The 18,814-nt window shown below is 52.5% G+C and carries 18 protein-coding genes; 5 read left to right on the forward strand and 13 right to left on the reverse strand.

What is annotated here, in order from left to right; all coding sequences use genetic code 11:
- Positions 1-27 precede the first annotated feature (27 nt).
- The 3 genes from M0R30_RS09385 to M0R30_RS09395 all read right to left on the reverse strand — a co-directional run bounded on the left by M0R30_RS09385 (position 28) and on the right by M0R30_RS09395 (position 2,250).
- Positions 28-504, reverse strand: coding sequence for a 50S ribosomal protein L11 (locus M0R30_RS09385; protein ID WP_292546184.1), 477 nt, complete (start codon positions 502-504; stop codon positions 28-30).
- 248 nt (positions 505-752) lie between these two features.
- Positions 753-1,670, reverse strand: coding sequence for a hypothetical protein (locus M0R30_RS09390; RefSeq protein ID WP_292546186.1), 918 nt, complete (start codon positions 1,668-1,670; stop codon positions 753-755).
- A 175-nt stretch (positions 1,671-1,845) separates the two neighbouring features.
- Positions 1,846-2,250: a hypothetical protein gene (locus M0R30_RS09395; protein WP_292546188.1), complete on the reverse strand. Its 405-nt coding sequence runs from the start codon at positions 2,248-2,250 to the stop codon at positions 1,846-1,848.
- 21 nt (positions 2,251-2,271) lie between these two features.
- On the opposite strand from M0R30_RS09395, the gene M0R30_RS09400 reads away from it, so the two are divergent.
- A complete protein-coding gene (locus M0R30_RS09400) occupies positions 2,272-2,697 on the forward strand; it encodes a hypothetical protein (RefSeq protein WP_292546189.1) in 426 nt (141 codons plus the stop codon).
- Here the strand turns inward: M0R30_RS09400 and M0R30_RS09405 are convergent.
- Positions 2,638-4,044, reverse strand: a complete 1,407-nt coding sequence (locus M0R30_RS09405) for a methyltransferase (protein WP_292546191.1) — start codon at positions 4,042-4,044, stop codon at positions 2,638-2,640. The genes M0R30_RS09400 and M0R30_RS09405 overlap by 60 nt on opposite strands.
- Before the next feature lie 594 nt (positions 4,045-4,638).
- On the opposite strand from M0R30_RS09405, the gene M0R30_RS09410 reads away from it, so the two are divergent.
- Both M0R30_RS09410 and M0R30_RS09415 read left to right on the forward strand, forming a co-directional pair.
- A complete protein-coding gene (locus M0R30_RS09410; protein WP_292546193.1) occupies positions 4,639-5,196 on the forward strand; it encodes a nucleotidyltransferase domain-containing protein in 558 nt (185 codons plus the stop codon).
- A gap of 24 nt (positions 5,197-5,220) precedes the next feature.
- Positions 5,221-5,691 (forward strand): HEPN domain-containing protein, encoded by a 471-nt coding sequence (locus tag M0R30_RS09415; RefSeq protein WP_292546195.1) that lies wholly within the window; start codon positions 5,221-5,223, stop codon positions 5,689-5,691.
- A gap of 32 nt (positions 5,692-5,723) precedes the next feature.
- Here M0R30_RS09415 and M0R30_RS09420 read toward each other — a convergent pair whose 3' ends face one another.
- The 4 genes from M0R30_RS09420 to M0R30_RS09435 form a co-directional block, all read right to left on the reverse strand.
- Complete coding sequence (locus M0R30_RS09420) at positions 5,724-6,602, reverse strand: hypothetical protein (RefSeq protein ID WP_292546197.1); 879 nt, start codon at positions 6,600-6,602, stop codon at positions 5,724-5,726.
- Positions 6,603-6,689: 87 nt separating this feature from the next.
- Positions 6,690-7,331, reverse strand: coding sequence for a hypothetical protein (locus M0R30_RS09425; protein ID WP_292546200.1), 642 nt, complete (start codon positions 7,329-7,331; stop codon positions 6,690-6,692).
- A 601-nt stretch (positions 7,332-7,932) separates the two neighbouring features.
- Entirely contained in the window at positions 7,933-9,132 is a 1,200-nt protein-coding gene (locus tag M0R30_RS09430; protein WP_292546202.1) for a hypothetical protein, read from the reverse strand.
- Between the two features lie 96 nt (positions 9,133-9,228).
- Positions 9,229-9,777 carry a GNAT family protein gene (locus tag M0R30_RS09435; RefSeq protein WP_292546204.1) on the reverse strand — a complete coding sequence of 183 codons (549 nt, stop codon included), beginning with the start codon at positions 9,775-9,777 and terminating at the stop codon, positions 9,229-9,231.
- A gap of 576 nt (positions 9,778-10,353) precedes the next feature.
- Here M0R30_RS09435 and M0R30_RS09440 point away from each other — a divergent pair.
- Positions 10,354-12,087, forward strand: coding sequence for a transporter substrate-binding domain-containing protein (locus tag M0R30_RS09440; RefSeq protein WP_292546206.1), 1,734 nt, complete (start codon positions 10,354-10,356; stop codon positions 12,085-12,087).
- Between the two features lie 91 nt (positions 12,088-12,178).
- Positions 12,179-14,350, forward strand: coding sequence for a PAS domain S-box protein (locus M0R30_RS09445; RefSeq protein ID WP_292546208.1), 2,172 nt, complete (start codon positions 12,179-12,181; stop codon positions 14,348-14,350).
- Positions 14,351-14,385: 35 nt separating this feature from the next.
- Here M0R30_RS09445 and M0R30_RS09450 read toward each other — a convergent pair whose 3' ends face one another.
- The 5 genes from M0R30_RS09450 to M0R30_RS09470 all read right to left on the reverse strand — a co-directional run bounded on the left by M0R30_RS09450 (position 14,386) and on the right by M0R30_RS09470 (position 18,668).
- Entirely contained in the window at positions 14,386-15,378 is a 993-nt protein-coding gene (locus M0R30_RS09450; RefSeq protein ID WP_292546229.1) for a cation diffusion facilitator family transporter, read from the reverse strand.
- Between the two features lie 121 nt (positions 15,379-15,499).
- A complete protein-coding gene (locus M0R30_RS09455; RefSeq protein WP_292546210.1) occupies positions 15,500-16,036 on the reverse strand; it encodes a transcription elongation factor Spt5 in 537 nt (178 codons plus the stop codon).
- An 11-nt stretch (positions 16,037-16,047) separates the two neighbouring features.
- Complete coding sequence (locus M0R30_RS09460) at positions 16,048-16,257, reverse strand: protein translocase SEC61 complex subunit gamma (protein ID WP_292546212.1); 210 nt, start codon at positions 16,255-16,257, stop codon at positions 16,048-16,050.
- 6 nt (positions 16,258-16,263) lie between these two features.
- The gene (ftsZ, locus tag M0R30_RS09465; protein WP_292546214.1) at positions 16,264-17,355 is read right to left on the reverse strand and encodes a cell division protein FtsZ; all 1,092 of its coding nucleotides are present in this window, start codon (positions 17,353-17,355) and stop codon (positions 16,264-16,266) included.
- Positions 17,352-18,668: a D-aminoacyl-tRNA deacylase gene (locus M0R30_RS09470; protein WP_292546216.1), complete on the reverse strand. Its 1,317-nt coding sequence runs from the start codon at positions 18,666-18,668 to the stop codon at positions 17,352-17,354. Before M0R30_RS09470 ends, ftsZ begins: the two co-directional genes overlap by 4 nt.
- Positions 18,669-18,814: the final 146 nt, after the last annotated feature.

The following is an 18,814-nucleotide window of genomic DNA, read 5'->3' on the forward strand; positions in this document are numbered from 1 at the left end:
TTTCGATCTCCTATGGTTTTCTCCTGTTTATTTCACGAGAACGCTGTCGTACTTGCCTTCTGCGATGAGGGCGAGAACCTCTTTTGGTTTCTTGCCGTCAACGGTAACTCCGACGCTGACACACGTGCCGATGACTTCCTTGACGGCAGTCTTCAGCTCGTACGAGAGCATACCTTCGAGTTTCATGTTGGCAATTCTTACAGCGGCCTCAAATGGCAGGTTGCCTGCCACAATGGCGTTGGGCTCTTTGGAACCTTTCTCGATACCGGCCTCTTTCTTGATGAGTGCCGTGGTTGGTGGGATACCAACCGTCAGCGTGAAGTTCTTCTTTGCGTCGACTTCGATCCTGACAGGGACCGACATGCCGTTGAAGGATGCGGTCTTCTTGTTGATCTCGTCGACTACGGCCTTCACGTTGATACCGAGGGGCCCAAGCGACGGTCCTAATGGGGGACCTGCCGTTGCCTTTCCGCCGGGTACTAAAACCTCGACCACTTCTGCCATAGTCTTTGCACCATGCCGTCCCGTATAAACGGGTTCCAAGCTTGGGTCTGTAAATATTGATGGCAAGGGAAATAAAGGTGATCGTGAGGTGGGGGCGGGATTTTCAGATAATATTGAAGGAGAACGAATTGCTATTACAATTGCGATTAGCAACCGCCCCGCAGGGCGCTCCTGTAACGAAACATGCTGCAAGAAGAAGTTCAATGACCTCAAATCATCGCAACGCGTCAAGACGTCTTGTTTTTCGACTATATGGGAATACAAAACCAGGTTCTGTGAATTCCCAAGCGATCAATTTTCTTGGTCGACTCTCTGAAAAATTTATTCCACATCTCAATTTCTTTTTTGGGATATCCTTGGTCTTGTTGTCGTTTTAAATCAAACGCGAAAGCTGGGGCGATAGGAGATCGTGGTTCTTTTGTTAATTCATCTATCAGTTGGATTTTTGTTGCTGCTAAAATGGAAACATAGTCAAAATTTTCATAAAATGATATCGTGTTCTCAGAAAATTTATTATCAAAATAAGATCTCGAGATTAAATTAAATTGAGGGAATGGGGTATACTCATCAAACAAAATGCTAGGGCCATTATTCAATTTTTGCAGAAACTGGTGACTTAATTCAGGACCCTTGATCAAGTAATCAATTGTTGAGGTGGCCCATAATAAACCAATCATCGGCCATTTCTGCATAAATTTTTCCATAAACGGTTTGGATACAATATATAGTTCGACAGTGTTAATTGGGGCGATGGATTCATCACTGAAATTAAAGATAACATGATCATTTCTTTTATGATAGGTTTTGGTACTTTTCAGGCCAATGGATAATTTTAACAAAGGAAGCGGAAATTCCGTATTCACTTGGATGTCCGTTACTTTAGGAAATGAATGCCGATAATTAATACATCCATATTCCAGACTTTTTTCATGAATGATACCGGGTTTTAATTTATTTTTTATTTCTACAGAACTGTGGTAGGTAATCTCATTATCGGTATGGTAATAATCCGGTTTTTGTAGACCTAATGCCCAATAATTAATTGTGTAATCATTACCCAAGGTAGAGATTTTAAAATCAATTATCGAGGGTACTTTTGTAGGTACCGGAATTATTCTTAATAAATCCTGATCTCCATTTATTATCGCGAATTTTAACGATGGCAATTATTTTAGCCTCTATTTCGATTCTATTTTATGGATATTACATCATTTCATTAATCCATGTTCCTAAGTCACTTCTCCACCAATTAAGAAAGTATGTTCCCCCCTCGCCCTGCGAGGCCCCGACGAGACGGGACGAGCGACCCCCATCAGGGGGTGGGAAGAATCGCAATAAATTTTACAAATGCCACCGGGTCCGGTACGCAGCACAGATCCTTTCCAGCATTTTCTGGTACTCGGCATCGATATCGATACCCAGGTTATTCTCCCGGGCAAGAAATGGTAGATTCACATTATCGATGAAGACCGGGACATAGAGAATATAATCATAACCCTTGACATGAGTAAGCCCGATCTTTCGGGTGGGAAGTGCCTGAAACTTTTTCATCGTCTGTACAGGATCGTTCACCCGGTTTTCGCTGATATCCTCAGGGAAATCCTCCCATAATTTTTGATCGCCGGAGGATAATCGAGGCACAACCGTATCTTCGAACTCGCGGACTCGTTTTTTGAAATGGGATTTGACACCATCAGGGATGTTCAGCACGCGTTCAGCCATCCCAACCATAACGGTGGCTCCCATGATGATTTCGGATTTTATCCCATGAAGATCCTGCAACACTTCGTAGAGATCATCGAATCTCGCGTCACGATTCCGGTGAGCGGTAATAACCGATTTATTTTCGATACAAATCCTGACTTTCTGAAGATCAGGATTGCCAGTGGCATCAGGCTCACCGATGAGCAGATCCATCTTCCTTCCCCGTTTTGTAGGAGATTTCACATTGAGCCAATGGTTGACGATATGATTATCAATATCATGTCGCAGTTCCGGACATTTTTGCATCAGATCCCGGAATATCCCCAGACTGACAAGATCGGAATGCGTTTCCTGACGATGATTGTGATAGTGTTCTGTCACAATATGATCAATCACTTCATCGAAGGGCGTTTTCATTCTATCATCCGTTTATCCGGCAATCTCAGCGGAATCTTCAGGAGCGTGAAGAGTGGTGAATTTCTGGCTTGATAACCAGTCATTTTCCAGAATGCTGAATGGAACGGGGATCTGCTTCAATATTGTGCTTTGCAACCGGAGAAATCCGTTCGCTGCATGCTGGCAGTTCGACTCCAGCCACAACCGGACCTCATGGGAATTGAGATAATTATGAAGTGTTTCAAGAAGGTCCGGATTCTTCGGAATGATATAATATACCGAATGACCGGGAACGATATTTCCTGAATAGTCAATACGGAAGAACGGCGTTTCCGTGATATCCTTACAGAGGATTTTCCGTTGAAGGATCTGGGTAAGGGGTGGATTTTCATGGAAGGCATACCAGGGTTTTTTAGTGGTGCACGTCCTCTTCAGCAGGCGGTCGTGATTTTCCGGCCATAACAGGAAGGTTTTCAATGTCCCAAGCTGGCTTTCCGGAATCAATTTCCCGCTCGCTTCATAGGGCGTAATCATTTCAAGGTCCGACTGGACCTTTGAAGAATTAAATGACAAATCTCTCCCGGTTATTGTAGGATACACATACGTTTTCAGGTCTGATGGGATCTCGCTCTTTTTATGAACAAATACAGCATCAGCTCCGGTTGCTACCCCGCAACTGATACGAAGACACAGATCGCCCAGTGTGCAATAACCGGCTCTCTCTCTTGGTGTACCATAAAGGGCTGGGAAGGCTGAGGTTCCGTCTTTCGGTAACTGGACGGGTTTGGTCTGGCCATCCCGGAAAATTATCGTAGTTGGCGCATTGGATTTTTTATGAGTTATTGTGGTCACTGCAGGGTAAGTAACAAGATTCCCAAATGAGTGCTCGTGGAGCAAATCAATCTCATTGATGTTGTATCCTGAAAGAATAATCCGTAGCTGAGACGCACTTTTTACCGAGAGATATTTTTCCGGAGTTATAAAGACGAGCCTTCCCTCTTTTTCGAGACAGTTCAATGCCTGTTCAAAGAAAAAGAAATAGAGATCGAACCTTCCTGTTGCCGATTGGAACAGAGTGCGGTATACATTTTTTTCCTGCTCAGTTAATCCGGTAATGGGAACATAAGGCGGGTTGCCAATAATAAAATTAAATTTTTCAGGAACCCGCAGAAGAAAATCCTCATGCCGGATCTCTATTGAAGGGAATTCTGAATATTTTTTTTGTGCAATGGCGATATGTTTTTGATCGGAATCAATACCGGTAATGCGAGGGACATCCCGGTTATTCTTTTCGCACCACCGGATAATCCCATCAATGAAGGCACCCCTCCCGCAGCCGGGATCCAGAAGATTATCTTCTGGGTCCGGGAGATTATTTTCAAAAAGTTTCGCCACCATGTGATCGACTATTGATGGTGGCGTTGGAACGAATCCCTTCATGAGAATTTCCTAACTACATCTGAAGGATCGGGAGTATTAAGGATATCGGATTGAGGGGCGAAAGTGATCCTGTTCCCCTATCCGAGGGGAACACTCTTCCGTATAAATACGGAGAGAGAGGGAGAGTATCCAATCCGGTCCCATCCCAGCCCTCGTTTCCCCGTCTTATCACCCAAAAACTGCGTAATTCGCAAAAAAAGGTGTCAATTATTTTGATAGACCTTTAATTCTTCTCCCGATTGCCGCAAATCATTGTAAATTGCGCCCAGAAAAGTGCGCTAATAGGCGCTTTTGGTTGCACGATCTCCCCCGGATACAAACATCGGCAAATGACCGAAAACCGGAAGAAAATCACCCTGCAAAAAGACGCCCATAGAAGCGTTCTGTGGGCATTAGAGGTATGCCATAAGGTTTCGGACATGACCGGATGAGCCCCGGATCTTCATTTTCACGTCGGAGAATGAAATTTGGGCTGGTGACGGGTACGTGCTCCCGGGAATTCTCCGTCGGAGAGCCCACCATATCGAGGGATACGATCCCACCTGTAACCAGAAATCCTCTTCGCCGCAACCCTTATCATACATTGGTTCAAAAATGAACCATGTGGAACAAAATTTAACCAATGAGATCGTTGCAACCCTCTTAAGAGAGGATCTCCATCCCCGGGCAATCGCAGATAGACTCGCGACCAACCATGTCACGGTCCTGCGGAAACTCCGGGATCTCGAACAGGTAAATGTCGTGGATTTCCGGACAGAGGGAAAGAACAAGACCTACACGATCAAGCGGAGCATCGAAGGCCGGAGCGCAGCCATGATTGCCGAGCTGTACAGGCAGTCTATAGTCATCAGCAGGTACCCGGTCCTGCGGGGAATATTCCAGGCTGTTTACGAGATGCCAGACATATCACTCGCGATCCTTTTTGGGAGTTATGCCAAAGGTCTTGCAACAAAAGAGAGCGACATCGATATTTTTCTTGAGACTATTGATCCCGACAGAAAAAAACAGCTCGAACAAAAACATTCCCTGCTCAGCGTGAAGACCGGCCGGTTTGATATGGACGACTTGCTTATCCGCGAGATTATGAAAGACCATGTTATTATCCGGGGCGTTGAACTATACTTTGAAAGAACGGGCCGGTTCAGGGCCTGAACCGGATCCCGGCAGGTGGCACGGTTGTCGCGGAATGCACTTTTTAAAAGGCTGCACAAAGAGGGAGTCCTTCAGCTGGTATCTCCCAGCAACGAGATGAAGGCCGCGTACCTGAAAAAGGCGGAGAGCCATCTCGTCTCGGCACGATTGCTGCTCGACAACGCTCTCTTCGAACAATCCGTTTCCATGGCATATTACAGCATGTATTATTCTGTCATGGCGCTGTTCTTTGCCACCGGTATCAAGTGCGAGAACCATACAGCGGCGATCATTCTGCTTAAGGAAGTGTATGGGTGGGACAATGCAGAAATCGAGAATGCAAAAAGCGAACGGATCGACAAGCAGTACTATGTATCGTCCGCTCCGGTCCGTGAAGACGTGGTTGCGCTTGTCCGGACCGCTGAATCGTTCAATGCAGACCTCCGCGATTTCACGGACCGGTTAACTACATCGAAGGTCGATCAGTTCCGGAAAAAATTCACCGCATTGATTTGATTTCCGGCATTCCAAGCAGTTGATTGCGGATTTCAGGGACCGTAAGGATCGTACGGGTAATACACCGGCTCATTATTGTACAGGAAGATCCTCTCAATGCTGATCTCCGGGCTGGTTGCCGAGCTCACATTTACCGTGAGAAAATTATATGGGACTATATCGGACTTCTTCAGGGAATAATTCCAATAATACCCTGTTTCATCGTGAGATACGGGAATCGTGCAACTCACCTGTTTACCGGAATCTGAAGAGATGGTGAGGTGCAGTGTTTCGTTCTGGCCATTGCCGTTATTCACCTGGCCGGAGAACCGGATAGCATTTTCATGTGGATCATTCTCCGGAAGGTTGAGGGTGATGTTGGATTTTGGGATGCCACTGACCGTGAAAAAACTGGTATTTTCCACGAAGCGATCTCCTCCCCCGCTGGCGGAAATGAAATACCCCTGATCTTTGACAAAGTCATGCTGTGAAGTATTCACCTCCCATGACCAGGTACCGATGCCACAATTTCCGGAACTGACCACAACCGTATCGCGCAGACCACTATGACAGTGACGAACTGAATCGTCAATCGCGATCTGACTCTTAGGGCACGAGTGATAAACGGCTTCAAATATTACGAGAGAAATTGTTTCACCAGCCGGCAGACTGGTAACCCCATCAAACGTGATGGTATCGCCGATATAATGATGAGAGATGGGATTGATCAGGATGAACGGTTCCCCGTTGCCTGAAGGAATGGTTCGGTTACAATCCTCAGATAACTGGACTGGTGCCAGATTTGTGATAAGGGGAATTACTGACAGAGGAGCCGGTGTTGTGGAGACGGTCATATTTCCGGCAGGAATACCCGGCGCAGAGGGTGACAGGGTGCACCCGGCAACCATGATGCTGCTGATGACGATAACCATGAAGGAAAAAAATTCCCGGCTCACTATCATGGGAACACCGGATTTTTTTTAAGGAGATCGTGGAGTTTCATTAAAAAGCTCCTGAGTCTAGAATCTCCCTGACATTTCAATCGGTGTCCCGGGCAGGAAGGCGAGTGGCGTCGTACCCATGATGATGAAATCACGGCTGCAATTATCCGCAGGAACAATGTCGATCACGAACTTCTGGTTCGGGCCCAGTACCGGTGTACCGGGGCCCATCTTTTCCATATCCAGTTCAACGGTTGCTGTCTCGTCACCTTCCAGGATTGTGTTGTGGAGATCGCCCGGAAGCATTCCCGGCAACAGGATCTTTGGCTGGCAGGTCACCCTGACACCCGGGTCACCGGCCCGGACGGTCTTCATCGCATAGCGGTTTGAGAGGGTGTATGTAATATTCGAGATTTCGTGCGTCGGCTCCCCCGGTGCCAGGCTGAACCGGAACGAGATAGTGGAGATCGTTATAACAGATGACGGGTACAGGACAACAGGCCCCTGTGATTCGGCAAAATACCCGCACTGGGGAACGTTCCCGTGATTCTTTTCCCATGCCGCTTTTTCCCAGAGCGTGGCATCATCTTCTGGGGGGTACTGGCTGAGGGAATGGGAATACCGCGCGATTCCGGGAAGGTTCACGTTGAACACGAACGCGACAAGGATGCCTGCAATGACGATAAGGATCAATGCAATCGCGATTTTTAATCGTTCCATGGTATCCGACCGGAGGAAGTCTTTGGAATTATTGATTGAAAAAAATATTTATTTTTATTTTTGTCACCGGACGACAGCGGGGGGATGAACTCCCCCCGGGGACTTTGGCGGTTGTGAGAAACACCTATCCGGCCCTTCGAAGATCCCTTCCCTGCGCAACGGAGACCATTTTAACCCCCGTTTCCCCTTCCCGGGCCCTTTTTCATGTCTTAATGACGAAATACCATGTCCATTATTTTAAGATTCGGCCATTTCCGGCCCGGATGGCCGTAAAAGCAGGCAGATTGCGCCCGGAAACATGTCTCTTTAGGCCTCTTTGGCTGCACGATCTCTCCCAAATACAGACACCGGCAAATGCCTGAGAATCCGGAAGAAAATCACCCTGCAAAAAGACGCACATAGATGCGTTCTGTGGGTATCTGGGGTCTGCCACAAGATTTGGGACGTGGCCGGATGAGCGCCGGATCTTTGTTTTCAGGTCGAAGAAATCTGATGATTTCTTCTCCTCCTCCTGGTCGGATAACCAGTCGGATGTCGGAGAATGAAAATGGGAAGAGTGTGTGACACGCTTTTGCAGGAGGTCTCCGACGAAGAGCCCTCCTCATCCCAGGCAGGAGAATGCCTTTGGTCCCTGTATACTGGAACCAAGCACGACAGCGCCTCCGTCGGGAGTCGGGGCAATCCGGATGACCCCGTTCCAGTCAGAAGGAACCGGCGTCTGCCATACAAACTGCCCGTCATCCCTCATCCTCACGATAAGATGCGGGGTGCCATAACCGTACGACGATCCTGCATCCTTCCCGCGGAACCGGGCGGCAAGGTACTCCTGCCCGGAGGTCTTTGCAATGGGCGGGGAAATATCCGGCATCCGCTGCTGCAGGACCGTGCCGTTGTCATCGAACGTGACGGAAAATGTTTCCATGATATTCACCGGTGGCGTGCCGGACATCCGGGCTGATTCGTAAAAAACATCAAACATTCCCGGCCGGACTTCAGCCATCAGGACCGGCCGGTTGTCCCAGGACTGCCCGAGCGTTGCATTCCACACAACCCTGCCACTGCTGTCGAACCGGAAGTAATTGAGTTCCCGCACATCATCCGCGTATCCCGCGATAAGGCAGCCGCCATCGGACGCGGGGAGGAGCGATCGTTCGTGAAGAGCGATGAGGGGAAGGGCATCGCGCCTCCAGTGTTCGCGGCCATCAGGACCGAGTTTCATCAGCGTGGAGTTCCTTCTGCTGAGATTTTCTGCCAGCACAAAGAACCCGCCATGGTGAGCGGGTGCAATGAACGAGGAATACTCATTGTCTGCAATGGGGATCTCGCGGCTGACGTTCCCGTCCGCGTCCAGGACAAGGATTTTCCCGGCAGACATCGCTCTGGTAACGAGCCCTCCGCCCGGGCCCGGGAAGAGATCCCTGAATATGCCTTGGTACTCCGGGTAGGACCGATCCCAAACCACTCCCCCGCTGCTGTTGAGCCGGATGAGCCGGGCTGCCGGGAGATGGAGCCGGAAATCGTTTCGTCCTGAAATGACATACCCGCCATCGGGAGCGGGGAGAATCTCATACGCCGGGTCGTCCTCGCCACTGTCGATCCGGTTCTTCCATTGCACTGTGCCATCCGGACCAAGTTTCATGATCTGGATATCCACGGGCGGGAGTCCGCACTGCGCTGTGGAAAAAACTGTCGTGAAATTGACAATGAGCAGGTACGCCGCAATCCCGCACACGATGCCGATGAGGATCGCATGGAGCCATTTTCGCGGGATCTCCCGGTGCAGCGTGTCGCGCAATGTCATGTGTTCCCCATATCATAAAATAAATAATTATCTTTTTCTGAAATTATTCAGGATAATGAAGCACGAGAACCGCAATAATCGTTACCAAATGATCCCTCATCGGCCAGCCGTGTACTCCCCCGCAAGCATCCCATAATACCGGGTCGACCGCCAGTGGTCCCGCAGCCAGACATGCTCGCGGAGCGTGCCTTCGTACGCGAGGCCCCCCTTTTCCAGCACATGGGCCGATGCGACATTGAGCTCATCACACTTCCCGTACACCCGGTGCAGGGATAGTTTGTCGAACCCGAACGCGAGAAGCGCCCGGAGAATCTCCGATGCGTACCCGTTCTTCCAGTACTCCGGCAGCAGGACACAGCCAACTTCCGCGGTGGATATCTGGTCGGGATCGATTTCGATGAAGACAAGTCCGGCAAATGCTCCCGTTCCCGGTATCCGGACCGCGAGCTGGTAATCCATCCGGTCTTCCCGCTGCGATGCATCGATCGCGTGCCTGAGGAACGCAGCGACCTGCTCATCGTTCTCCAGCCAGATCAGGACGTACTTCATGATATTGCGGTCCCGGGCAATGCGCTGGATGCTGGCGAGATCTTCCAGGGTCAGGTCATCGAGAAGCAGCCGTTCTGTTGCAAGGGAAAAAACCATTCTAGTGGCTCCTCGGGTAATCTTCTGGTGAAATGGTTTGTCCGGGCATGTATACGGGAGGTTGCTCCGGATGGGACATAAACCCGCTGGTGAGTGAAAAAAAACCGGCAGTTATCACGGATTATTTGTATGTCCGGAGCCGCTGAAAGTCTTTTTTTAATCTTCCCTGCGTACCACATTCCCGCTCCTTTAAAAAAAACTTTTTTCGGATGATATAATCACCTCCTTTTTGTGTTCTTTAATGGGAGCTAGTCGAAGAATCCAGGGGATATTATCTCCCCCTTTTAATGTTCTTCAGTGGGAGCTAGTCGAAGAATCCAGGGGATATTATCTCCCCCTTTTAATGTTCTTCAGTAGGAGCTAGTCGAAGAATCCAGGGGATATTATCTCCCCCTTTTAATGTTCTTCAGTAGGAGCTAGTCGAAGAATCCTTCGGATTCTTCTCCAGCCTGCCCTTCCCTTCGGGAACGGCAGTCTACCAAAAGAATAAAAGTCCCGCGACACCATCACAAACAATCCAATTATGGAGTTCCATCACTATACCGGCAGCACCACGGCAGGGCGGCAGGTTTGCGCATGAATGCTTCTCCATTGCATACAAGCAGGAAGGCTTCCCGTGTACGAAGGATCTTTTTCCTGGCGGGTGCCATCCTCCTGCTCTTCGCACTCATCTCTCCCGTTGACGCCGCACGCGATGTAAAGGTGGCCCTCTCTGAGCTCCCGCCTTCCACGTTTACCGATGAGCAGGGCGAGCCGGCGGGCCTTTTTGTCGACCTGATCGAAGACCTTGCAGCAAAAGAGGGCTGGACTATCATCTGGGTCCCCGGATCGCTCCAGGAGAGCTGGATCCGCCTGGCTTCCGGCGAGATTGATCTTATCATGGGGGTGACCTCTACTCCTGAGCGTGAGAAGTCCTATAACTTCAGTCATGAGTCCACACTTTCTGCATGGTCGCAGGTGTATGCCCACCGCGGGGCCGGTATCGCGACGATCCTTGACCTTGACGGGAAACGGGTCGCCCTGCTCAAAGGGGATATCAACGGGATCGCCTTTAAGGAGTATGCCAGGAAGTTCAATATCAATGCCACGTACATTGAAAAGGATTCCCTGGACGAGGTCTTTTCCGGGACTGCAGCAGGAGAAGCGGATGCCGTGGTCACGTTCAGCCTGGCAGGCGAGCAGTCTGCCAACAAATACGGCCTCTCCGAGACTTCCGTGATGTTCAATCCTTCGTCACTTGTTTTTGCAGTGCCAAAAGGAAAGAACCAGGACGTCCTTTTTGCCATCGACCGCTACATTGCCGAAGGAAAGGCCGATCCTTCCTCAACGTACAGCCAGCTGATGCAGAAATGGTTTGGCATGAAAGGTGCAAGCGGGATTATTCCAGCCTATGTCCTGTGGGGCCTTGCCATCATCGCCGGCCTCGCCGCTCTCTTCGTGATCATGAGCGTTATTCTCCGGCGCGAAGTCCGGAGGAAGACCGAAGAACTGTTCCGGCAGAATGAAGAACTCCAGGCAGAGGTCGCGAACCGCAAGCGGACAGAGGCCCAGCTGTCCCAGAAAAATGAAGACCTCCAGGCTGCCTACGAGGAACTGGCCACGATAGAAGAGGAACTGCGGTTCCATTACCAGGAACTCGGGAAGAGCGAACAGGCGCTCCTCCAGGCAAGAAAAAAATTAAACGTCCTGAACACGCTCACCTTCCAGGATATCCAGAGCGGGGTCTTCGCCCTCAATGGCTATATGGACCTGGCAAAGAGAGCCGGGTCGGGAGACGTCCTGGCCGGGTACCTGGTAAAAGCGGAGGCCACCCTTCTTACGGTCAGGAATTCATTGCGCTTTGCAAAAAAATACCAGGACATGGGGATGAGCCAGCCCCGCTGGCATGATGTGAACTATACCCTGATCAATGCAATCTCCCACCTGGACTTTTCCCGGATCTCACGGACCGTGACCCTGGACGGCCTTGAGATCTATGCCGATCCGTTATTGGAAAATGTCTTTTTAACGATTATGGAAAACATGGTCGTGCACACGGCCGGGGCAACGAAGGTCTCCGTCACGTACCGGAACAATACGGACAAGAGTATCACGATCCTGATCGAGGATGACGGCCCCGGCATCCCGGCAGCAGACAAGGAGAAGATCTTTGGGCGGGGATACCAGAAAAACGACGACACCAGCCTCTTCCTTGCCCGGGAGATCCTCTCGATCACGGACATCGCCATAACAGAGACCGGAGAACCGGGTGCCGGGGCACGGTTCGAGATCAAGGTGCCGGAAGGGAAATACCGGTTCGGTGATCCGTAACAGGAACCATCCCCGAATGAAAACGACAGCCATATAACCGTCGTGATGGAATAATTTTCTTTTGATAACGGGCACTGCCCGGACAATTCCCATGAAACAAATCCTTTATGTCGATGACGAACCCGCTCTGCTGGAGATTGGTAAACTTTTCCTTGAGAGCGAAGGGAATTTTTCTGTTGATACATCTCCCTCGGCGACCGGGGCACTCGAACTCCTGAAGTCCGTGCAGTATGACGCGATCGTCTCGGATTACCTGATGCCGACGATGGATGGCATCACGTTTTTGAAAGCTCTTCGTGCGAGCGGCAACACCACGCCATTCATCGTTTTCACCGGCAGGGGACGCGAAGAGGTGGTCATCGAGGCGCTCAACAGCGGTGCTGATTTTTATCTCCAGAAAGGTGGCGACCCGGAACCCCAGTTTGCTGAGCTGGCGCACAAGATCCACCATGCCATCTCGCGCAAACAGGCGGACCTGGCCCTCAAGAAGAGCGAACATGATTACCGTCACCTTATCGGATATGCCAGCGAAGCGATCTTTGTCGTACAGGATGAATTGCTCCGGATGATCAATCCGCAGGCAGCCATACTGTCCGGGTACCCGGAACAGGAACTGCTCAACCAGCCATTTACCCGGTTCGTCCATCCGGCCGATGGAGGGTTGCTGCTGGACAAATTCAGGAACCGTATCGCCGGATCCACAGTCCCCGCCCACTATACCTTCCGGATCATCCGCAAGGATGAGACAATCCGGTGGGTTGAACTGAACGTAATCGCCATAACGTGGGATGAGCGCCCTGCCATCCTGAACTTCATGACCGATATCACCGACCACAAACACACAGAAGATGCACTCAGGGAGAGCGAGGAACGGTACCGCCGTATTTTTGAATCGTTTGAAGACCTGTACTACCAGACGGATATAAACGGGCTCGTTACGATCCTCTCCCCGTCCCTGCACCGCTTGACCGGATACACCCAGGAAGAAGTGATCGGGAAACCGGTAACGAATATCTACGTCAACCCGGATGAGAGGGGAGACCTGCTCGATGAGCTTGCAAAGTGCGGGCATGTAGGGGATTACGAAGTGATGCTGCGGAAACGGGATGGAACCGAGACGCCGGTATCGCTGAGTGCGAACCGCATATACAATGCTGATGGTGCCCCGGCAGGAATTGCAGGGATTCTCCGGGATATAACCCGCCGCAAAAAGATGGATGCGGCCCTGCAGGAGAGCGAGATGAAGTTCCGGTCTCTTGTGGAGTATGCCCTTGAAGCGATCCTCATCCTCGATTTGCAGGGAACGATCCTGTTTGCCAACAATGCGGCGACAAAAACAACGGAAACCAACTCCTGCCAGGAGCTGATCGGCCGGAACATGATGGAGTTCATTGCACCCGAGTCCCGCGAAGAGGTCATGCACGACTTCATGCAGGTCGCACAGGGCCACGATGCCTACATTACACATTATCACGTGATCACAAACCTGGGTAAAAAGATTGACGTGGAGAGTATCGGCAAGATCATCACGTACGAGGGAAAACCCGCCGACCTCATCTCCCTCCGTGACGTGACAGACCGCACGCGGGCGGAAGTGGCCCTGCGGGAGGCGAACAAGAAACTCAACCTGCTCTCCAGCATCACCCGCCATGACATCAAGAACCAGATCACAGTGCTGAATGGATATCTCGCAATACTCGAAAAGAGACAATCCGATCCCGCACTCAATGATTATTTCAGGAAGACCTCCGCTACGGCACAGCGTATCTCGTCCATGATCGAGTTTACCAGAGAATATGAGAAGATCGGGGCCAAAGCTGCCGCGTGGCATGACGCACACACGCTCGTGGAGGTAGTAACAAAACAGGCCCCGCTCGGACAGATCGTGGTGAGAAACGACATCCCCCCCGGCACGGAAGTCTTTGCCGATCCACTCATCACAAAAGTCATGTACAACCTGATGGACAACTCCGTGAGGTTCGGGGGGAAGATCACCGCGATCCGGTTTTCTTTAGAGGAACGTAACGGGGACCGGATCATTGTCTGTGAGGATGACGGCGTGGGTATCCCAAAAGAGGAGAAAGAGAAGATCTTCGAACGCGGGTTCGGGAAGAACACCGGTCTCGGGTTAGCCATATCACGGGAAATCCTCTCAATAACCGGAATAACGATCATCGAGAACGGTGAACCGGGAACGGGAGCCCGGTTCGAGATGGTTGTGCCAAAAGAAGGCTATCATTCGTCAGGCACTAAACGCCCGTAAACACTCCGGGTACCTGCGGCCACTCACCAGCAGGTTCACCGGAAATTTGCCCATCCGTGTTCTGCACCCGTATTATCGCATTTCTTTTTCGCGAATGTACAGAACGACCCGCAGCGGTTGCACTTTCCCTCGCTGCAGGGCTCGATATGGATCGTGATATTTGCCCGCGGGTACTCCAGCATGAGATCTGCTTCGAGATGATCAGCAAGGTCGTGTGACTGCACCACGGTGATCTCGCCCGGCATCACGAGGTGGAACTCAATGAAGACCTCGGGGCCCGACCGACGGGTCTTCAGGTCATGGAACCCCGCGTAAATACTGGAATGGTCGCAGATGATCTCCTCGATGCGATGGTTGTCCTCCTCCGGGAGGCTGTGGTCGATCAGGTCGGCAAGCGAGCGGACCGTGAGGTCATATGCTGCCTTCATGATCACCACTGCAACACCCAGCGCAACGAGCGAGTCGATGATGGCGATCCCGGTCAACGTGATCAGCACGAGCCCGAGCATAACGCCGGCGGAGGTATAGACATCCGTCCGCAGGTGCCAGGCATCGCTCTCGAGCGCAATGGACTCCGACTCTTTTGCCACCTTCATGAGCCGGTTCGAGACGTACAGGTTCATGAGGGCCGATACGCCCATGACAGCAATACCGAGGATGAGCAGGTCCGGGGGGAGGGGCTCGGACTCTCCCCCCAGCAGCTTTGTGATTGCCTCTATGATGATCAGGATTGCCGCAACGAAGATGAGCAGGGCTTCGATCAGGCCAGAGATGTCCTCGAACTTCCCGTGCCCGAACGAATGGCCGGCATCGGGCGGTTCAGCGGATTTCCGGACCGAGAAGAATGCGATGACGGCGGCGATCAGGTCCATCGATGAATGGATCGCTTCTGATATGATACTGACCGAGCCGCTGGCAAACCCGATAACAAATTTCATCAGGACAAGGCCGGTGTTTGAAATAACCGAGAGCCGGGCCGTGTTGGCTTTCAGTTTGTCGAGCGAGGCCTTGTCGTGAGTTTCGCTCATCATATTCTCAGTACTTATGGTCGCTGGTTTCATGAAGATTTGGGAAAACCGGATACGAGTCCTGCCGTAACCGGCAGTCCATGGACCTGCATGACGGCCTGTAAGGGGGTGAAAAAAGGTATTATTTCTGGTCGGAGAACTTTTCGACCACGCGGACATTGTCGCCGCGGACGGTGATCGGGATCGGGACGACACTCTCGTACAGTTCGACCGTGATCTCTTCCTTTGCCGAATCGACACGCTTGACGACCGCCTTCTCGCCCTTGAAGGGCCCGGCGATCAGTTCGACAATCGTACCTTCCTCGATACCGGAGACGACCGGCTTCGGGATCAGGAAATGGCCGACCTCGGCGAGGCTCGTCTCGCCCTTCGTTACAACACGGGCATGGGCGATCAGCTCGACCAGCTGCTCGATGCGGTTGCGCTGCTCGGGAGTCTCGACGAGCACGTAGCCCTGCAGTTCATTCGGGACGATGATGGAGGTCACCTTGACATCGGTCGCCCTGGTATCGATTGCCTTGAGGATATTGTCCGCTACCGTCCGCTCCTGCTTGGAGGTCGTCTTGATCGCGAAGATCCGGTTCACGAAGACTTCAGGAGCAGCGGGCGCTTCCGGTGCCGATGGCGTTACAGGGGCCTGGGGGGTTGGCTGTGTCATCATCATCGCGATTAGAATCCAAGCATCAGTTTGTGTTCGAAGGGAATGAAGATGAGGAACCCGATTAAGCCGACCAGCAGCACACCGGCTGCTGCGACTGTTGCGATCTTGATGAACTCTTCCCGGGTGGGGGTGCGCGCGAGCTTGAGGACCCGGAGGTATTTACGGAATAATTCCTCGTGGATAATGCTTGTTTTGGTTTCAGGCTTTGAAATTTCCATATTTAATCACTTGAGAAAATCGATCTCAAACTGTTTCTGTACTTTGGGGGTAATCTTCTCACTACGACCATATATTTGTGGCGACCGTACGCCAGTGACTACAAGCAGGCAGCGCATCTTGTCTTCCATCGCCGGATCGATCTGGGCGCCCCAGATGATCCGGGCGCTCGGGTCCACGCGGCTGTAGACTTCCTGCACAACGCCTTCTGCCTCTTCCATGGTCATGTCAGGGCCGCCGACCACGTTGACGAGCGCGGCGGTTGCGCCGCTGATATCCACATCCAGGAGCGGGGAGCGGATTGCCTTCTTGACCGAGTCGGCCGCCTTGTCCTCGCTGTCACTCTCGCCCATCCCTATCATGGCAACGCCGCCGCGTTCCATGACGGTGCGCACATCGGCAAAGTCGAGGTTGACGAGACCCGGCATCGTGATCAGTTCCGTGATGCCCTTGACAGCCCGCATCAGGACTTCATCGGCAACCTTGAACGCAGCATAGAGGGGGAGTTTCGGGACGATCTCGAGGAGCTTGTCATTGGGCACAACAATGACCGTGTCTGCCACGTCCCGGAGGCGTTCGAGGCCGGCCTCTGCGTTCTCCATGCGGATCGATCCTTCTGCAGCGAACGGCAGGGTGACGATCGCGATGGTCAAGGCCCCTTCTTCCCGGGCAGCCTTTGCCACGACCGGCGCGACACCGGTACCGGTACCGCCGCCGAGCCCGACCGTGATGAAGACCATGTCGCAGCCGGAGACAACAGCACGGAGCTCCTGTTCGTTCTCGAGGGCCGCTTCCTCCCCGATCTGCGGGATGGATCCGGCGCCGAGACCGCGGGTCCGCTGCCGGCCGACGAGGATCCGCTGGTCCGCACGGGTGCGGATCAGGTGCTGGGCATCCGTGTTGATGGCGATGAGTTTTGCGCCGTGGATCCCCTCCTCCATCATGCGGGAGATCGTGTTCGACCCACCGCCTCCGCAACCAATCACTGCAATTTCGGTCTTGAGCTCCGCAAGAATCTGGTCAAGGTCTTCGTTATTCTGCATGGGGGACACATTTTCGTCCCTTGCCTTGGTGAGTGCCTCTTCAACAATTGACCTCATGTATACTTCTCCAACCCCGGGATGTGGATCCTGACTTCACTGCGGGAGGACACCATCTCTGGCGTGATTGTCCTGCCACCGTGATCTACCGGCCGGCCCCCTGCCAGCTCCTTGTAGGAAGGCCCGGGCAGGACCCCCAGTTCGCGCGCTTTTTGCGGGTCGAACCGGACCTTCGTGATGATCAGGTAATCTCTCTCCGATGCAGTGATCTCTTTACTACGTATGATTTTTACGCACAATGTATTTAAATCATTTATTATTTCAGAAGAGTGGTCCAAATAGGTTATAAATTCGGGAAGCAGCCGATTATCACGCGTGGATACGTGAACCACGGGCAAATTGTCCAGCATTTTTAGCAGGCCCGGCTCGTCTGTTTTGGCAGTTTCGGCCAGTAAAACCGGATTTGCCCGTACGAGAACTGGTGTACCGGAACCGGTCAGTGCGTGGATATAGCACCGGGAACCGGGCGAGACTGCCCCGGCCATCTTCCGGATTGCACAGTACGTATCCCATGAAAGGTGGCCGAGTGCCGTGATCTCACTTTCTGATAGCCGCGGTACCTGCAGTGCGTCCAGCATCCCTGACAACCGGTTGAGATCGTCCCGGTTAAGTGCTTTCCGGTCGATATAGGCGGCAACGGCCCCGCTCGCATCCATCATCGAGCGGACCATTGTTTCGTCGAGCGTAGCAATCTCCCGGGTGTGGGCGATGTGGCCGAACGCCCCCCGTGAGGAGAGGGCGATCTCCGTTTCCCGGGCCGCGTAATGGGTGCCGCCAAAACCGATCAGGGAGACCGGCTCCTGCGGTACCGCGGACAGGACACTCTCCGCCACCGCCCGGCCGGCAATGGGATCGGTCCACTCCTTCTCGGTGCTCCCGATCTCGACAAAGAACGAGGGGTGGACGAGATCGGTGGGGCCGTGATGGGTCACCTCGTACGAGACCCGGTAGCCTTCGGGGCAGTGCCGGGCAAGGGCCCGGAGGGTGGCCTGCATCATCGCGGGTGCAGCAGGGGCAAGCGTGCGGGGAGTTCCGCCAAGTTCAGCCTCCCGGTAATTACCGGTGACGTGGACGGTGAGGACGGGGACCGGGTTCACGCTGGAATGCCGGGACAGGAAGATGACGAGGTCGCAGTCAAGGTGTTCATCGACACCTTCGGCATGGATCAGCCGTTCAGGGACTTCATGAAAAATATACGTGTGGCCGTTTGCCTGCAACGGGGGCTTGTCCCCGCTGTCAAGGAGGTGCCTGATATGGTGCCGGATATTCTGCCCCGCCTTGTCCTGCCGGGAATTGACCAGCGCTATCCTCATTGTACTACCCTTGGACGCGACAGACAATTAAGGATGCACGTGGCCGTCCGTCACCGGCCGCTCCGGGCGGCGGTACGGGTCCCCGCCGCTTCGGATGCCTGCTTCACCGCCTCCTCCGGAGACGTGCACGGCACCACTCCTTCGAT

Source organism: Methanoregula sp., from assembly GCF_023227875.1.
Taxonomy (GTDB): Archaea; Halobacteriota; Methanomicrobia; order Methanomicrobiales; family Methanospirillaceae; genus Methanoregula.

What these genes read in the sequence shown, in the direction of transcription:
- M0R30_RS09395 (WP_292546188.1), bottom strand. Translation starts at nt 2,250, where the DNA reads ATGGGAGCCACCGTTATGGTTGGGATGGCTGAACGCGTGCTGAACATC.
- ftsZ (WP_292546214.1), bottom strand. Translation starts at nt 17,355, where the DNA reads ATGAGGTCAATTGTTGAAGAGGCACTCACCAAGGCAAGGGACGAAAAT.
- M0R30_RS09435 (WP_292546204.1), bottom strand. Translation starts at nt 9,777, where the DNA reads ATGGTTTTTTCCCTTGCAACAGAACGGCTGCTTCTCGATGACCTGACC.
- M0R30_RS09445 (WP_292546208.1), top strand. Translation starts at nt 12,179, where the DNA reads ATGAAACAAATCCTTTATGTCGATGACGAACCCGCTCTGCTGGAGATT.
- M0R30_RS09460 (WP_292546212.1), bottom strand. Translation starts at nt 16,257, where the DNA reads ATGGAAATTTCAAAGCCTGAAACCAAAACAAGCATTATCCACGAGGAA.
- M0R30_RS09420 (WP_292546197.1), bottom strand. Translation starts at nt 6,602, where the DNA reads ATGGTTATCGTCATCAGCAGCATCATGGTTGCCGGGTGCACCCTGTCA.
- M0R30_RS09410 (WP_292546193.1), top strand. Translation starts at nt 4,639, where the DNA reads ATGAACCATGTGGAACAAAATTTAACCAATGAGATCGTTGCAACCCTC.
- M0R30_RS09425 (WP_292546200.1), bottom strand. Translation starts at nt 7,331, where the DNA reads ATGGAACGATTAAAAATCGCGATTGCATTGATCCTTATCGTCATTGCA.
- M0R30_RS09430 (WP_292546202.1), bottom strand. Translation starts at nt 9,132, where the DNA reads ATGACATTGCGCGACACGCTGCACCGGGAGATCCCGCGAAAATGGCTC.
- M0R30_RS09385 (WP_292546184.1), bottom strand. Translation starts at nt 504, where the DNA reads ATGGCAGAAGTGGTCGAGGTTTTAGTACCCGGCGGAAAGGCAACGGCA.
- M0R30_RS09450 (WP_292546229.1), bottom strand. Translation starts at nt 15,378, where the DNA reads ATGAGCGAAACTCACGACAAGGCCTCGCTCGACAAACTGAAAGCCAAC.
- M0R30_RS09400 (WP_292546189.1), top strand. Translation starts at nt 2,272, where the DNA reads ATGAAGATCCTGCAACACTTCGTAGAGATCATCGAATCTCGCGTCACG.
- M0R30_RS09440 (WP_292546206.1), top strand. Translation starts at nt 10,354, where the DNA reads ATGAATGCTTCTCCATTGCATACAAGCAGGAAGGCTTCCCGTGTACGA.
- M0R30_RS09455 (WP_292546210.1), bottom strand. Translation starts at nt 16,036, where the DNA reads ATGACACAGCCAACCCCCCAGGCCCCTGTAACGCCATCGGCACCGGAA.
- M0R30_RS09405 (WP_292546191.1), bottom strand. Translation starts at nt 4,044, where the DNA reads ATGAAGGGATTCGTTCCAACGCCACCATCAATAGTCGATCACATGGTG.
- M0R30_RS09470 (WP_292546216.1), bottom strand. Translation starts at nt 18,668, where the DNA reads ATGAGGATAGCGCTGGTCAATTCCCGGCAGGACAAGGCGGGGCAGAAT.